This window comes from Moritella sp. F3, assembly GCF_015082335.1.
In the GTDB taxonomy this organism is placed as follows: Bacteria; Pseudomonadota; Gammaproteobacteria; order Enterobacterales; family Moritellaceae; genus Moritella.
The window spans coordinates 260250-277346 of the sequence record NZ_BLRL01000004.1; the positions used below are offsets into that span (position 1 = coordinate 260250).

Here is a 17097-nt window from a genome sequence, read left to right on the forward strand (position 1 = left end):
GAAAATAGCACCGCACTAAACGACCCCCTCTATTTGCTCTACTTTTAATTGACAGCCTCTGTTATTCCATATCTTTATGATTATCAATAATATAATAATTCGACAGATAAAATTATTGTTGCATAACAAACTGAAATGTAATGATTTTATTTTGTTTTTCATATCTTTAAGAAAAAAAACAGAAAAAAACCAAAATAACTCTAAAGGATGTATTTTTGGTGTCGATAACTTTTATGACGATACAAATAACCGATTATGAATAAGGGCTGTATTTTACATACACAGCAGTCCTTTACAGGATTTCTTTTAGGAGACGAATATGGCTGTTTATGTAAATACCAATGTAGCATCTTTAAATTCACAACGTAACTTATCGAATGCGACTAACGACTTACAAACTTCTTTCGAACGTTTATCATCAGGTAAACGTATTAATAGCGCTGCTGATGATGCTGCTGGTTTACAAATCGGTTCACGTTTAGAGTCGCAAGTAAATGGTCTAAACCAAGGCGCACGAAATGCTAATGATGGTATTTCGCTTGCTCAAACAGCTGAAGGTGCGTTAGACGAAACAACAAATATGTTACAACGTATGCGTGTGCTTTCAATTCAATCTGCGAATGGTTCAAACAGCGATGCTGACCGTGTAGCATTGGATAAAGAGTTTGGTGAATTAAAAGAAGAAATTACCCGTGTATCAACGGATACTACATTTGCGGGTGAAGAGCTACTTAATGGTACATACGCTGCTGACATTCAAGTCGGTGCGGATTCAGGTCAAACAATTAACCTTACCATTTCACAAGATATGGGCGCTACAGCGCTTGGTTTAACTGCGACAGTGACTCTTTCATCTGCCGGTGGCGCACAAGCTGCAATTGCTAAATTAGATTCAGTGCTTGCTGTTGTAACCGACACACGTGCAGAACTGGGTGCGAAACAAAACCGTTTCTCATCAACAATTCGTAACATTACGAATATTTCTGAAAATGTTTCAGCATCTAAATCACGTATTGTTGATACAGATTTTGCAGCAGAATCAGCTCAATTGGCGCAAACACAAGTACAGCAACAAGCTGCTAGCTCAATGTTAAGCCAAGCGAACCAATCGTCACAAGTAGCATTATCTCTACTGTAAACGGTTAAGTTTATTTTTGCCCTGCACTTTGCGGGGCATTTTAGTCTTTGGGGGTTACCATGTCCATTGATAATCATATGGATAATAAGAGCACTCGTTTTTATCCCGACCCTGTAGTGACAAAAGAATCTGTCATTACCAATCCTGCCGTTTTAATTTCACCTAGTGAAAGCCCATTCCCTGAAAAAACTCATCTATCTGTCCCTAAACTTGCCGATGACATAGATCTGGAACAAAAATTGCTTGAAGCAAAGGATACACTGCAAGCTCATTTCGATGTTAATAATAAGAAGTTAAATTTTAGTATCCATGACGATACAGGCCGCATGCTTGTTAAAATTGTGGATCCTGATAGTGGTGAAATACTGAAAGAACTGCCGTCAGAGGCTGTATTGAAGATGGCTGCTAACATTGAAAAGTTTCAGGATAATGTATCAGCTAGTTCAGGACTTTTATTCGATGAAATGGTCTGATGTTAATAGCGTGATAAAATAGTCGAATGTTTAATGTAAGAGGCAAATAATTGCCTCTTACATTATCTATAGATGAAAATTAAGGATATGTATGGCTGGTATAACGATGGCAGGCTCAGGTTCTGGTTTAGATCTTGAATCTATCATTACCTCATTTGTAAGCGCTGAAAAAATGCCAAAAGAATCCCGACTGAATAAGAAAGAAGTCGCGGTCACTACTGAGCTATCTGGTGTTGGGACATTGAAGGCTGCGCTTGCAGATTTTAAGGCGACATCTGCTGAACTCGGCAATACAGATTCTTTTTTTCAGAGCAAAACGAATATTCGCTATCAGGGACGCAATGTCGAGCAAACGTCAGCCGATGCTGGTAGTGATAGTGCTGCGTCACCTATTACTATTCAAACAAAAGGCGTTGTGCCTAAAGGTGCATTTGATGTTGAAGTTAAACAAATTGCTCAAGGTGCACGCTTAGAATCTGATTTTCTACCAGATCGGGATTCAAAACCTGGCCAAGGTATGCTGTATTTTGATGCGGGTAAAAATACTTTTCAAGTGGATGTCAATATCACTGATACCTTGCAAGACATTCAGATGAAAATTAATGATGCGCCTGATAATTATGGTATTAGTGCCAATGTTATTAGCTCTGATGTCGGTGCCAAAATTATCTATACCTCAGATAAAACGGGTAAAGAAAATGGTTTAACCGTATTTACTTCCGATTCAAGTCTTAATCGTATTTCATCAAGCATGGTTGGCCAGCAAGCCACTGATGCAATCATTACTGTTGATGGCAATATGATAACCAAAGATAACAATATCTTTAATCATGCCGTATCGGGCGTGACGATCACTGCCAATAGTTTGACGAACCTTAACGAACCAGCCAATTTTTCCACTGCGACAGATCATGCTGCTGTCGAGGATTTAGTGTATGGGTTTGTTGACGGTTATAATACCTTAATGGATACGATCAACGTGTTGACTAACCCTGAAACGGGTGTGCTGAAGTTAGATCCGACCGCACGTAGTGTGAAGCAGCAACTGCAGACGATTACAGGTGGTGTGGTTGAAGGCGCTAATAAGCAGTTAAATACACTATATGCTGCAGGTATCTCCTTGGAAGAAGGGGGCATGTTATCCATCAGTCCATTTGGAAAAAATGGTGGTCAATCGGGTACTCAGCGCTTAAATGATGCAGTAAGCAATTCATTAGACGATCTTGGCAAACTTTTTGCAGGGGATAATGGTATTGCAGCACAAGTAAATAAGGTATTGTCTGATAGTTTAGGAAATCGAGGTATGATTTCCGTGCAGCAGGACATGCTGAACAATAACTTGCGTGATATTGAAGATGATCGCATTAAATTAGATGAACATATTTCATCATTTGAGAATACATTACGAAAAAAATACACAGCCTTAGATAATACGGTTACACGATACAACGCCACCGGTGATTATATTCGTAATGTATTAGGCTAGTGATATTGTTTTTTAATATTTATATACATTAATAGTTAGGTAAAAAGCATGAGAGCTAATATAAAACGTTATCAGCAAGTAAGTCGTGAAAGTGGTATTTCTACGGCTGATAACCATCAGGTTATTTTTATGTTGTTACAGGGATTGTTAGACTCTGTTGCTGTCGCAAAGGGTTGTGTTTTACGCAAAGATATTGAAGGCCGAGCAAAAGCGATTAATAAATCAATTAATATTACATCGGGATTAATTGATGGCATCAACCATAAGGTTCACCCTGAGATTGGTGAAAACTTTGATGCGCTATATCGTTATATACAACTGCGTCTAAATGATGCGTCATTAGAGCAGTCGGTAGAACCATTAGATGAAATTACGACATTAGTGACACCGATTAAAGATGCGTGGCTAAACATTCCTCAAGCAGAAAAATTAAAAGCAGAGTCAATCCGTACTCAAGGTCGCGGTGCTTAATAATGGAGCGTACTGACGTTGAATTGATGGCTAGTATTGAAGCGCTATCTGCAGACGCAATAGCCGCTATTAGTACTGAGCAGTTGGCACTATGTGATGAACTGTTGTTTCAACGTCAGCATTTAATTGAGCAGTTAGTAGCGTTAACTAACCCTGCTCAATGTCCTCGAACACACGCTTTCTTATCGCAGATTATGGCTGATGATCAAACGCAAATTACACAATTAAACGCATTCAAATCAGACATCGAATCCCAACAAGTTACCACTAAACGTAGGTCTAAATCGATTAATCGGTATCTTGCTATTAAACAATTTTAGGTTGTTATTATGAGTCAATTAAACGTCGATATCGCAGCTCAGATTGCTGCTTTAGAATCACAGCAAACCCAGCAAAAAAAACAGGTTAGTTTAGCATATGAAATCGATGCGATTCATGCCGCCACTCAACCTAAAGTAGATCCTATTGCCATATATGAAGCCAATATGCAGGCTTTTCAGGATTATATCCCTGACATTTATAACGTATTTTCGACTTACCAACCGGCTAAATTCGAATTAGCACAAGTTGATGAGTTGCTACACCTGGTTGATATTGATAATAACTTTGTGCTGGGTGAAGAATATTACCGTGATAGTTTGATTGATTTTGAACAATATCGTATTAATCCTAAAATGGCTCGTCTTGATTTTAATAAAGAGGCTGATTCAGTCGCTGACTTCATCCACGTTAAATACTTGAATCAATTAATTAGATTGTGGCGTGGTTATCACGAGAAACATAAAGAAGAGTTTATCTTACCTGAAGCAATTAATATGATGGTTTGCTTTGGCTTAGGTTTAGGTTATTTCTTGCCAGAAATGCTCAGTAAGCATAGTGTTAAACGTCTGTATATTTATGAGCCTGAAAATGATTTTTTCTACGCGAGTTTATTTACGCTTGATTGGGCGAGTGTTTTAACACAGCTTGATGAGAGCGGCGGTAGTATTCACTTCTGCCTTGGTGCGGATGAAGATGAATTTTTTACTGATATCTCTAATGAACTGATGGTTAAAGGGCGCTATGATGCGACTTTTAACTTTTGCTATCAGCATTATCAAAGTGAGCAAGTCAATAAGGCGTTAGAAAAATTCAACGCACAAAACTATCATATCGCATTTGGTCTTGGATTTTTTGATGATTCATTATTGGCGTTAGCACATCAATATCACACCTTAAATAATCATGTGCCTTTACTTGCAGAAACGGTCCCTTTACCAGAGTGTGAGGCGCTACCGGTATTTATATTAGGCAATGGCCCATCGCTGGATGAGCATATTGAATATATTATTGCGAATCGAGATAAGGTCTTACTCGCTAGCTGTGGGACAACATTGCGGGCATTACACCAATATGATATCAAACCTGATTTTCATCTGGAAATGGAACGTACTAAACAGACCTATTCAGTACTGAAAACGATCGATGATGATGAATATGTAAAATCGATACCCTTGTTGACATTAAATACCATTACCCCAGATGTAACTGATTTATTTGATCGCCAGTTAATGGGCTTGAAAGCGGTTGAACCATCAACGTATATTCTTCAGAATGAAGAGCTTGGTTTTGATAAGGATCGTTTAGCGCTATTAACATACTCGAATCCGACTGTTTCCAACCTTGCACTTTCTTACTTCACCAAGATGGGCTTTAAAAACATCTACTTATTTGGTGTGGATCTTGGCTTTAGCGGTGAAGCGCATCACAGTAAGAAAAGTATTTATTACGATAAGGCTGGTGATGATAAATTATTGTTTGATAAAAAAGCCTTATCTGGTTTTGTAGCACCTGGAAATCATATTGAAGAAGTTGAAACAACGATGATTTTCCAAATGTCAGCAAAAGGGCTCGGGGAGTTATTAACTTTTTATCCTGATGTAAATTGTTATAACTTGGGTAACGGTATCAAAATTGACAATACGATCCCTGCCTATCAAGCAGATATTAGATTACCTGATGTAACATTGGATAAAGTCGAGTTAGTTGACCGTATGTTAGCGCACTATTCTTCAGATACCCGTGATTTAGCGGTGCTGTACAGCGCCGTTTTAGAACAAAACGTATTTGCAGACTTTGTTGATGAGATGATTGCCTTAATAAAGCCGTCGGTTGAGACTCGTTATGATGCTCTGCAGCAATTACACCAACAGTTCATTTTGTTACACAGTAAATATGATACGAAGCACTCATTTTTAGTTGAGATGTTACGTGGCACTATGCAGCACTGTCATGCGATGATCATTAAAGTATTATTGTTACCAGCTGAGGCTGAAGCGGGGCTAGTATGTTATCAACAGGCTATCGATATCTTTACGGCTTACCTTGAAGAGACGAAAGATAAATACCTGCGTGAATTGTTTAAAAAGGATAATACCCAGTTAGCTAAAGACTGGAATTAAGCTGTCGTTTAAATAGGCTTAAAAAAGTGATAAGACAGCATCTTATCACTGCATCTTGTAATAGTTTAGGTATATACTCATAAGCCATTTTAATCGCTTGGCTTATGATGAAAACTTATTTTTTAATTCCTTTTCTTGCATTGTTATCAGCATTAACACCGCTTGCTGTTGATATGTATTTACCGGCAATGCCAAGTATTGCCGGTGATTTCAATGTTTCTATTGAAATCATTCAAACCACACTCAGTACTTACCTATTAGGCTTTGCCATTGGTCAACTTTTCTATGGCCCGTTAGCAGACAGCTATGGTCGTAAACCTGTGCTGATTTGCGGATTAGTCACGTATTTTATTGCCAGTATTGGTATTGTTTACGGCGATTCGATTGAGCAATTTAAATGGTTAAGATTACTGCAAGCTATCGGCGGTGGTGCTGCATCTGTGGTTGTTAGCTCATTGCTACGCGATCTATTTTCCGGTTCGATGTTTTCTAAAATGATGTCTTATGTCGTGCTATCAATGACACTGGCACCGCTGGTTGCACCGCTCATTGGCGCGCAATTATTGGTGTGGTTTAGCTGGCCGAGTATTTTTGTTGCTTTGGCGATAGTGACGGCAATATGTTTATTCGTGAGTTATATCGGCATTAAAGAAACATTACCGAAAGAACGTCGCGTCGCCTTTAATTTACCGCAGGTGTTTCGTAATTATTGGCTTATTTTACGTAATCGTAAAGTACTTGGTCTGATGTTGTGTGGTGGGTTTAATGTCTCTGGTATGTTCGCATTTTTAACCGCATCGCCTTTTGTATACATTGAGTATTTTGATATTGATGCACAAGCTTATGGCTATTTATTTGCTTGTAATATTCTCGGTATGATGGCTGTTACGTGGATGAACGCTAAAATAGTGATGCGTTTTGGTTATCAGCAGATTTTACGTGCGGGCATTATCATTAGTGCAGTGGTGTCGGTACTGTTTTGGTTATTAAATATGAACCTGACATTTGGTTTAGCTGGATTAGTTATTTCTACCGTTGCTTATATCTCGTTAATTAGCCTTATCGGTTCGAACGTGATGACTGGGGTATTGGCTGAATTTCCGCATATATCCGGCACTGCATCGGCATTATCGGCGACAATACGCTTTGGTTTTGGTGCCATTGCTGGTTTAGTTGTTAGCATTTTGCATGATGGAACGCCGCTACCTATGATCATGGTGATTAGTGGTTGTGGGATATTATCGTTTCTCAGTTATTTTATATTAACGGATAGAGTAAATAAGGACAGTTAATGCGTATTGAATTTATTAGTACAGGCGATGAAGTATTGTCAGGTCAGATTGTCGATACCAATGCGGCGTGGATATCACAACACTTTTTTGACCAGGGTAGATCGTTCACTCGTCGCCATACCGTGGCTGATGATTTAGAGTCGCTTATCGATATTATCACAGAAACCAGTCATCGCGCAGACGTCGTGATTATGAATGGTGGTTTAGGGCCTACATCGGATGATCTCAGTGCCGATGCGGCAGCCAAAGCAATGGGTGTACCGCTAGTGCGTTCACAAGTATGGTTTGATCATCTTGTGGCTAAATATGCTAAATCTAATAGCGCCTTGTCTACGAGCAATGAAAAGCAAGCTTGGTTACCGCAGGGTAGTGAAGTGGTGGATAATGCGGTCGGCACGGCCTGTGGTTTTAGTTTTCAATTCAATCGCGCGCGTTTTTATTTTACGCCTGGCGTACCAAGTGAGTTTAAACACATGGTATCAGAGCAAATATTACCGGATATTCAACAGCACTTTACTGCTGTGAGCGTGCCGACTTTAATCAAAATTAAAACCTTTGGTATTTCTGAATCTGTGCTGAATGAGCAACTGCAGGCATTAAATTTACCGGACTCAATCACCTTAGGTTTTCGAGTCGATTTTCCCATGGTAGAAATCAAATTATTGTCGACGAACAGTGCTGATTTGCAGCAGGCAAGAGCACGAGTCGTTGCGGAAATAGCTGATTTTATTCTATTCGAAGGTGACTTATCGTTTGCTGAATATTTGCAAAGCATGATGCTAGAGAAAGGGCAGACCTTATCGCTTGCTGAATCGTGTACTGGTGGCATGATCGCAAGTGAATTGATTGCCGTGGCAGGGAGCTCTGGTTATCTCGATTCAAGTCATGTGACTTATAGCAATGAATCTAAAAGCCGTTTAGTGAATGTTAAGCAAACGACATTGGCTAAACACGGCGCCGTGTCAATCGAAGTCGCAGCTGAGATGGCCGAAGGTGCGATGCTTAATGCGGGTGTTGATTTTGGGGTCGCGGTGTCAGGTATTGCTGGCCCTGGTGGCGGTAGTGAGGAAAAGCCGGTTGGCACGGTTGCCTTTGCACTGGCCAGTAAAACGCGGACTTATAGTCAGTTGTTATTTATCCCTCGTTGGAGCCGTCAAGGTATCCGCACTGTGGCGTTATATATCGCATTAGATATGCTGAGACGCGCGTTATTAGGATTAGACTTAGCGGCAGAATTTGGCTCTGTAGAGCGTCGAGATGAACGTGTTCAGGATAAATAATGCATTGGTAAGGTCGGTGGGGAATTAGTAAAGTCGTTACGTTGTGATCGTAGGATCACAACGTATTTCTTATTGTTTTCGGTTTTAAGTTTGAGTCTTATTTTAACGAGTAACTGTTACGTATTACCATTTTTGTTTTGGTTGGAACAGTAAGTCTAGCTCGTTCTTTTCATCTTCTTTTTCTTGGCGATCCTTTAAATCGTCTGATGATGCCTGAGTAAGCTGCTCATTGACGTCGTTCAGCAGTGATGCCAAAGTTTGCTGTTTGGTGGTCAGTGATTCATTTTTATCATTGATATTGTTTAAGGTATCAATGCCTTTACGTAGCAACTGCTTACAAGAACCAAATTGACGTGTTGCACGCGCTTCATAGGCTCGCTTTAATAAATTATCAATATTGACATTGAGTTGCATTAATTCAAGCTTACGATCTTCAATGACGAAGGTCTGAGTGTTCAGTTTACTTTTCGCATGCTCAGCACGCAATACTGCACGAATTTTTTTAATTTGTTGAAGTAATACAATTGCTTCTCTATCTGAATTTGGGGAGCGAAACATTTTTTCTTCACTGTGCCCTGGCGCTTCTTTTAGTTGCGCCATTTGCGCTTTGACATTCACCAGACGCTGTCGTACTTGCGGTAAACTTGGATCCATTTGTAATGTAGCGGTAAGTGAATCATGCATACGGCTGTGCAGCACTAATGTAAGTACTTTACTGTACGGTAGTGATGTTGCGTTTAGTAGCAATTCTTCAGTGTCTTGAATGACTTGCTTATGTTTAATGATGATCTGACGTTTTTCAGTCTCAGCTTTACGCTTGAATTGTAAAATGATGTTATAGCCGATCACTAGAAAAAGTAGCACAGCAATGGCGATGACTATAAGGGTGAGCTTCATGGTGTTATAAACCTAAATTTGCTGCGGTACTAAGATACTACTATAAATACCCTTGCTAAGGTAGTATTAAGGTAAAGATACCACCACCAAGTTTGCCGCCATTGCGCAGTGATATATGTCCTGTATTCCCTTTAATTACATGTGCATTCGCAATTAAACGAGCGAAATATAAGCCTAACCCCGTACGCCCTTGCTTACAGCTTAGCTCTGACATTGAGTTGTGTTGAGCTTGCAGCATGCTATCAGGGTAGCCGTCACCGTTGTCGGCAATCTCTATTTCAAGTTGATTATTAACAAGATTTGCAGTCACTAGGATCTTGCCTTTGCTATAACGTAACGCATTAATAAAGACATCTGATAATAAGTAACTAATTAAATTATGATCGCAGTACCAAGCAAGATCGGGGTCAATATTAACGTTAATCTCGATGCCATGACTGTCGCTGTATAACTGATTTTTAATACAAAATTCAGTGAAGTAATCAGCAATAAAACATTCAGCAATATTTAATGGCAGTTGATCTTTTTCATCGCGATAGAGCGACAGCACTTGAATTAAGCCGCTGTTCAGTCGTAATACTTCATAGTGCAAATCAGCCAGCTTCGCAGTATGGGTTTGTTTATCTTGCTCGATGTGACTATCTGCCGACATAGATTCAATGGATTGCAATAACAGGCATAATGAATTTTTCATGTCATGCACGGCAGATGTCAGGATCAGGGCATAATCAACTGTGTCTTTGCTTGGTTTAATGTTATCGTCTAATGGTGTCATGATATTTTGACTGGCGTATAAAGTAATGATCCCTAGGATATATTATTAACAAGAAATAACAGCATTCTGCTATTGTTTTGTTAGAATGCAATTAATTATTTGGAATATAGAGCACATCACGAATGAAGTTACAGCAATTTAGATACATAGTCGAAGTTCTCAATCACAATTTGAATGTGTCTGCGACAGCAGAAAGTCTTTATACTTCGCAGCCTGGCATCAGTAAGCAAGTGCGTATGTTAGAAGATGAACTTGGTGTACAGATCTTCGAACGTAGCGGAAAACACCTCACTAAAGTGACGCCTGCTGGTAAAGATATTATTCGTATTGCTGCTGATATTCTAGGCAAGGTTGAGAGTATTAAGGCGGTTGCGAGTCAGCATACCCATCCTTCGAAAGGCACCTTAAATATCTCGACGACGCACACGCAAGCGCGTTATGCATTGCCGAAAGTGATTAAAGGTTTTATAGAACGTTACCCTGATGTGTCATTAAACATGCATCAAGGCACACCTGCACAGATCAGTGACTCGGTTTCTAAAGGTACTGCTGATTTTGCGATTGCGACTGAAGCGTTGCACTTATACAGTGACTTGGTGATGTTACCTTGTTATCACTGGAATCGTTCTATTATCGTTAAACCGGGTCACCCGTTAACGAAAGTGGGTAAGATCACGGTTGAAGATATCGCTAAATATTCACTTGTTACTTATGTATTTGGTTTTACTGGCCGCTCAGAATTAGATTGTGCGTTTGATGAAGCTGGACTAGAGCCTAAAATTGTATTTACTGCAACAGATGCCGATGTGATTAAAACGTATGTGAAGTTAGGTATTGGCGTCGGTGTATTAGCGACAATGGCATTTGATGACGAAGTCGATGATGATTTAGTGCGTATCGATGCTAGCCACTTATTTACTTCAAGTACGACTAAAATTGGTTTCCGTAAAGGGACTTTCTTACGTACTTATATGTATGATTTTATGGAACGATTTGCCCCGCACTTAACACGCGATGTTGTTGATAAAGCGATTATGCTTAAAACAGCAGAAGAGATTGACGATATGTTTAAAGAGATCCTGTTACCAACAAGGTAACGAGGCTATCGCTATCATCAAACCGTTTATATAATCAGAGTCAATATATTCGGCTAAATGTTGTATTTAGCCGAGTGTATTTTAAGTGTTATTAAGCGTCATCTAATTCAAAAATAAATTAACTAAGCATATCGTCAGTCCGCTTGGCTACTTTGACGACCCGCCTTTTACTACTTTTCTGATTATCTTCTTTTACTGCGACCACTGGATTTTTTGCTGTATCGAGCACAACGGTCGAACAGGCATTATCGTTAATGACACTAATCAACTCATGCATGCTATTTGATAATACATCATCGTGGCCTAGTCGTGCGATTTGCTCACTGACAATATCAATCGCGCTATTCATAACAGCTTGCTCGAGTTCAGTAAATGCATCATCGATATAACTCGATAATTTGGTCAACTCGGGTAGGTTTGAGCGGCAAGCAATTAAACCGACATTAATGTTATTCATATAACTGTATAAAGTAATATTGAGTGACATACCTGGCGGTAAAGCTGATAGCGGGAAGCATTCTTGCATTTTCGCCCCCATCATATACATAGGTTTACGTGGACCTGGTACATTAGAGATCAGTACATTCCCGACGGGTGGCAATACATTATCTAGGTTCAATAATTCGCTTATCACCGCTAATCCCTGACTGGCAAGGGTATAACTTGTTAATGCTTCATCTGATAATAAACTGGTTTCTTGTTTTAACTTGTTACAAGCATCTTTAATTGCCATTAGCCGCGAGAGTGGCGTGGCACTACTGTGGGCAAGCTCAATCATGGTGATCGCGATACGGTTATTGGAGGTAATATCGTTTGCATCGCGTAGGCTCACCGGAATTTGCGCGGTAAGCGGTTGTTTAAGTTGGTAATTAAGATCAGATAGATAGCGGTGTAATGCGATATCACAAATACAGACGACGACATCATTAACTGTTGTCCCTGCTATTTTACCTATATTTCTTACCCGTGATAGTGGCAGTATGCTGGTTGAGGCTCGACGAGCTCGTTTCGGACTGATTGAAAAGGGGGTTTTTGGTGAGGTAAATGGGGTGATGATATTCGCTTTATAGACATTCACACCTTGTAATATTAATTTAGAGCCAAGTCCCAGTATGGATGGAATAGCGCGTACTTGTTTCGTTAATATCGCACTGCTCTGCTTTAATTTACTCACCATACTTGCTTTTACTTCAGTATCAGGCTGTTCACTTTCAAAACCTGTTTGAGTCCAAAATGCTTTTAATTTTCCATTGGCTTGTGTTGTTAAATAACTAAGCAGAATGCTATTCGCTTTAACACCATCAGTAAATGCATGGTGCATTTTCAGGTAGACGGCAAATTGACCGTTAGCAAGCCCTGAAATTAAATGCATTTCCCATAATGGGCGGTTACGATCCATCAGGTTAGAGTGTGCGTGTTCTATGTACTCAAGCAATTGCTCTCTGCCGCCAGGGGTAGGTAAACGGACCTGACGAACATGATAATCCAGGTCAATGTTGTCATCCTCTTGCCAATACATTAATCCGGAATAAGCAGTATGTAACTTGTAATTAAATGGTTTTTCTATCTGGGTAAACTGCATAAGCTGTTGGTAAAGCTCTTCACCATAATCGCCTTGGTCGTTATTTGGCATATCAAAAATTTGCATTGCAGCAACATGATTTGGGCGTGATACCGTTTCGCAATACAGAAATCCCATGTCGGGCAGAGTGAGCGCTTTCATTTATATTTCCCTCATATTTGCAGAGCGGACAGCTGGTTACGTCGTGCGATAAAATAGAATAAGTGACTTAATAAGGGAGTAGAGAATAATTAACTAGCAAAGTCATCAGGGTGATGCCTATTCACTGCTATTTACACCTGAAAGTATGAGGCTTTTTCTAAGGGGGAGTACGAATTGATTAAACGCAGTAATCAAAGGCGTTAGGCTTGATTAACACCTTTTATGAGGTAGTTTTAATGCCGATTTTGACGAATATAAAAAAGCCAGAATAGTGGCGAGCACATTCTGGCTTTTATTTGTTCTGTCCCTAAATAATTTTTGTTATCTAGGAGTACGACAGATTAAGTACAAGTGTGGGCTTTTTTGATATCGCCAACATTTAATACTTTAATTGCTAAACCACCTTGTGATGTTTCACGGTATTTAGCATTCATGTCTTTACCAGTCTCGTACATTGTCTCGATAACTTTATCTAACGACACACAAGGCTCACTCGTACGACGCATTGCCATACGTGAAGCGTTGATTGCTTTAACTGCAGCAATCGCGTTACGTTCGATACAAGGTACTTGTACTTGGCCACCTACAGGATCACAAGTTAGACCTAGGTTATGTTCCATGCCGATTTCAGCGGCTTCACAAACTTGTGATGCGCTTGCACCCATTAACTCAGCAAGACCTGCTGCAGCCATTGAGCATGATACGCCAACTTCACCTTGGCAACCTACTTCCGCGCCAGAGATAGATGCGTTAGTTTTGTATAGGATACCGATAGCACCAGATGCAAGGTAGAATTTAGTGTATTCATCACGTGTTAGCGGACGGATAAACTTGTCATAGTATGCTAATACAGCTGGAATGATACCAGCTGCGCCGTTTGTTGGTGCTGTAACAACACGGCCACCTGCAGCATTTTCTTCACTTACAGCAAGTGCAAACATGTTAACCCAATCAATGATAGTCATTGGATCAGTATTAAAGCCATCGCTTGCTTCTAGTTGACGTTTAAGCGCCGCTGCACGACGTGGTACGCGTAATGGACCAGCAAGTAAACCTTCAGTTTTACAACCGCGTTCAATCGCTTCTGCCATTGCAGTCCAAATGCCAGAGAATAAGTGATGTGTTTCTTGTTCAGTGCGGAATGATTTTTCATTCTCAGCCATTAATGCACTGATAGATAATGCATTATCTTGGCAGTGTTGAACTAGTTGCGCAGCACTGTTAAATGGGTATTTAACGTCAGCTGTTTCACCTTGTGTTAGGCCGAAGTTTTCTTCATCAACGATGAAACCACCACCCGTAGAGTAGTAAGTTTTTGTGAATGAAACTTCACCATCGATGTAAGCATGAATTTTCAAACCATTTTCGTGAAGTGCAAGTGGTTCATCGATAAAGTTCATAGCTGAAGCGGGAAAATCAACAGTATGACATTGTAGACCGATCGTTAAACGACGTGTTTGTTCAACACGGTGAATAAACTCTGGGATTGCGTCAATATCAACAGTTTCAGGTAAGTTACCTGCTAAACCCATGATAATAGCAATATCAGTGTGGTGACCTTTACCAGTCAACGATAATGAACCATGCACATCCACTGTGATTTGAGTGACTTCGCGGATCTTCCCTGTCGCTCGTAGGTCGTCGATAAATTGTTTGGCAGCTTTCATTGGACCAACAGTATGAGAACTTGATGGACCAATACCAATTTTGTAGATATCGAATACACTGATCATAGTAATTCCTCAGCAGATGCTTAAGTTATATAAGCTTAAATAATTAGCGCGCTAACAGTCTCTTGTTAGGCAGAATAACGAGGATTAAACTTTTTTTTAATCTCTCAAATTTTTATTTCGCTATGATAGCGATTTAATTCTAAAAAACAACTAGCAATATAGTAGGCAGCGCTGTTAATTAGAGATTGATCCCATATAACAATTCATTATATTTCTAATTTGTAGTGTAAAGCTTTGTTGATTTTATTTCTTCGGCGGAATTTAAAGGCGAAGGTAATAAAAAACCTTATTTTCAGGATTATTATTACCTTTAACAATGAATTACTTAGGAGGGAGTTAGCGGTTTTGTTTTAGTAGTGAATAACCCAGTGATCCACTAACAATAATATAAATAACACCATTAGATGGATGATTGAGAATTTAAAGGTTTGAAATGCCGTTTTACGAGTGGGTTTGAATTTTAAGCGATAAGCGTAATAAATAAAGCAACCCCCTAAGATTGTTGATCCTGCTAAGTAAAGTAAACCGCTGAGCTGGGTAAGCCAAGGCAACCAAGTGACAGGTAATAGCAATAGCGTATAAAGCAGTATCAGGGTTTTAGTATATTCCGCGCCATGGGTAACTGGGAGCATCGGGATTTTCGCTTTGGCATATTCTTTTTCTTTATGGATCGCCAGCGCCCAAAAATGGGGGGGAGTCCAAATAAAGATGATCATGACAAGTAGCAGTGCTTGGCCGGTCACTTCACCAGTCATTGCAGTCCAACCAAGCAGTGGTGGTGTGGCACCTGCAAGACCGCCGATAGCGATATTTTGTGGTGTCGCACGTTTTAAATACATGGTGTAAATCACGGCATAACCAATTAGGCTAGCGAAGGTTAACCACGCGGTTAAGGCATTAACAAATATAAATAGGGTCGCCATACCAACGACTGCCATACTTGTCGCAAAGACCAATGCTCTGGGTGTAGTAATGGTATTTTGTACTAATGGACGCTGGTGGGTTCTGGTCATGATGGCGTCAATACGCTGATCTAGAATGTGGTTGTAAGCGGCCGCGGCGGCAGACAGTAGTCCAATACCAATTATCGCTGGTACTAATAGCGCGAGACTAGGTAAATGGGGAACAGCAAGTACCATACCGACCAATGCAGTGAGTAATAGGAGTGCCACAACCTTAGGCTTAGTGAGTTGATAGTAAGCGCGCCAGTTTGGGGCAAGCGTTAATTTAATGGATTGTGTATTCATAGCACCTCTTGCAGTTGCTGTTGATTGAACCAAAGTAGAGTGATTAAGGTTATCAGTAAGATCGCCGCAACTAGGTTGTGTGCCACTGCAATGCCAAGTGGTAGCTGGAATAAAACATTAGCGATACCTAAGCTGACCTGTAAACAAAGAATGATAAGCAAGGCGATAGCAATGACGCGTATCTTTTTTTCGACTTGATGCTTGAGTAATTGATAGGTTGTGAGCAGAATATAAATGATAGTCACGCCTGCCCATATTCGGTGGGTGATGTGGATATTCATTCTGGCGATAGTATCTCGAACCCCGTACTGGTAGGTGTCAGCTATGGGACTGAGGCTAAATACATCATTGAGATCAAAGCGACTTAACCAGTCTCCATTACAAATAGGCAATTCAGTGCAGACAATTGCAGCGTAATTTGAACTTGTCCAACCACCAAGCGCAATTTGAATGATGACGATTGGCAGCGCAATGGCACAATATAATTGAACGCGAGCTAAACGCTGTCTATGGAGAGGCAATATAAGAGTTTGCTGACTCTGATTATCTAAAGACTGGGTTAGTAGATTCGGTGTCATTGTTGGTCGAGATAACCGCAATCGGAATAATATCAACAGGGATAAAATACTAAAGCCACCCAATAAATGCCCCATGACGATAATAGGCTGTAAATTCATCGTGACAGTCCACATACCTAACGCAGCTTGAAATAAAACCAAGAGAATGAGTGCGGTTGCTAATCGGAGTTGTTGTTTTTGTTTACCACTGAGGATGAAAATGATGAGGATAAAAATACCGAGTAGTCCAGCAATATAGCGATGGATCATTTCATTCCAGGCTTTTCCTGCGTGTAATGGTTTATCTGGGTAAGCCTGTTGCGCAGAGGCAATGTCTTGTGCATTGGCTGGAACAACATTAAAGCCGTAACAGCCCGGCCAGTCTGGGCAGCCGAGCCCTGCGTCGGTAAGGCGTGTATAAGCGCCAAGAATAATAACGATGAAGGCTAACATTATCGTCAGATTGAGTAGTTTTGGCATAGACCAT

At 40.2% G+C, this 17097-nt stretch carries 15 protein-coding genes; 9 read left to right on the plus strand and 6 right to left on the minus strand.

All coding sequences use genetic code 11. The features are described from left to right. Positions 1-319: 319 nt before the first annotated feature. The 8 genes from JFU56_RS09695 (at position 320) to JFU56_RS09730 (ending at position 8581) form a co-directional block, all read left to right on the plus strand. Entirely contained in the window at positions 320-1138 is an 819-nt protein-coding gene (locus tag JFU56_RS09695) for a flagellin (protein ID WP_198437087.1), read from the plus strand. A gap of 59 nt (positions 1139-1197) precedes the next feature. After that, positions 1198-1611 (plus strand): flagellar protein FlaG, encoded by a 414-nt coding sequence (locus JFU56_RS09700; protein ID WP_198437088.1) that lies wholly within the window; start codon positions 1198-1200, stop codon positions 1609-1611. A gap of 91 nt (positions 1612-1702) precedes the next feature. Then, positions 1703-3097, plus strand: a complete 1395-nt coding sequence (fliD, locus tag JFU56_RS09705) for a flagellar filament capping protein FliD (protein WP_198437089.1) — start codon at positions 1703-1705, stop codon at positions 3095-3097. A gap of 48 nt (positions 3098-3145) precedes the next feature. After that, positions 3146-3568, plus strand: coding sequence for a flagellar export chaperone FliS (fliS, locus tag JFU56_RS09710; protein WP_198437090.1), 423 nt, complete (start codon positions 3146-3148; stop codon positions 3566-3568). 2 nt (positions 3569-3570) lie between these two features. Beyond that, positions 3571-3888 (plus strand): hypothetical protein, encoded by a 318-nt coding sequence (locus JFU56_RS09715; RefSeq protein WP_198437091.1) that lies wholly within the window; start codon positions 3571-3573, stop codon positions 3886-3888. Positions 3889-3897: 9 nt separating this feature from the next. After that, complete coding sequence (locus JFU56_RS09720; protein WP_198437092.1) at positions 3898-6009, plus strand: 6-hydroxymethylpterin diphosphokinase MptE-like protein; 2112 nt, start codon at positions 3898-3900, stop codon at positions 6007-6009. A gap of 107 nt (positions 6010-6116) precedes the next feature. Next, on the plus strand, positions 6117-7301 hold the full coding sequence (locus JFU56_RS09725) for a Bcr/CflA family multidrug efflux MFS transporter (protein ID WP_198437093.1): 1185 nt from the start codon (positions 6117-6119) through the stop codon (positions 7299-7301). Then, entirely contained in the window at positions 7301-8581 is a 1281-nt protein-coding gene (locus tag JFU56_RS09730) for a CinA family nicotinamide mononucleotide deamidase-related protein (protein ID WP_198437094.1), read from the plus strand. The genes JFU56_RS09725 and JFU56_RS09730 overlap by 1 nt, the downstream gene beginning before the upstream one ends. A gap of 123 nt (positions 8582-8704) precedes the next feature. Here the strand turns inward: JFU56_RS09730 and JFU56_RS09735 are convergent, their stop codons facing one another. Next, entirely contained in the window at positions 8705-9478 is a 774-nt protein-coding gene (locus tag JFU56_RS09735; protein WP_198437095.1) for a DNA repair protein, read from the minus strand. A gap of 55 nt (positions 9479-9533) precedes the next feature. After that, positions 9534-10253 (minus strand): sensor histidine kinase KdpD, encoded by a 720-nt coding sequence (locus JFU56_RS09740; RefSeq protein WP_198437096.1) that lies wholly within the window; start codon positions 10251-10253, stop codon positions 9534-9536. A 122-nt stretch (positions 10254-10375) separates the two neighbouring features. On the opposite strand from JFU56_RS09740, the gene cysB reads away from it, so the two are divergent. Then, entirely contained in the window at positions 10376-11350 is a 975-nt protein-coding gene (cysB, locus tag JFU56_RS09745; protein ID WP_198437097.1) for an HTH-type transcriptional regulator CysB, read from the plus strand. A gap of 118 nt (positions 11351-11468) precedes the next feature. On the opposite strand, the gene JFU56_RS09750 is transcribed toward cysB, so the two are convergent. The 4 genes from JFU56_RS09750 to JFU56_RS09765 all read right to left on the minus strand — a co-directional run bounded on the left by JFU56_RS09750 (position 11469) and on the right by JFU56_RS09765 (position 17090). Then, positions 11469-13073, minus strand: coding sequence for a wax ester/triacylglycerol synthase family O-acyltransferase (locus JFU56_RS09750; RefSeq protein WP_198437098.1), 1605 nt, complete (start codon positions 13071-13073; stop codon positions 11469-11471). A 341-nt stretch (positions 13074-13414) separates the two neighbouring features. Continuing rightward, on the minus strand, positions 13415-14806 hold the full coding sequence (locus JFU56_RS09755) for an L-serine ammonia-lyase (protein ID WP_198437099.1): 1392 nt from the start codon (positions 14804-14806) through the stop codon (positions 13415-13417). 350 nt (positions 14807-15156) lie between these two features. Next, positions 15157-16053 carry a heme o synthase gene (cyoE, locus tag JFU56_RS09760; protein WP_198437100.1) on the minus strand — a complete coding sequence of 299 codons (897 nt, stop codon included), beginning with the start codon at positions 16051-16053 and terminating at the stop codon, positions 15157-15159. Then, complete coding sequence (locus tag JFU56_RS09765; RefSeq protein ID WP_198437101.1) at positions 16050-17090, minus strand: heme A synthase; 1041 nt, start codon at positions 17088-17090, stop codon at positions 16050-16052. The genes cyoE and JFU56_RS09765 overlap by 4 nt, the downstream gene beginning before the upstream one ends. Positions 17091-17097 lie beyond the last annotated feature (7 nt).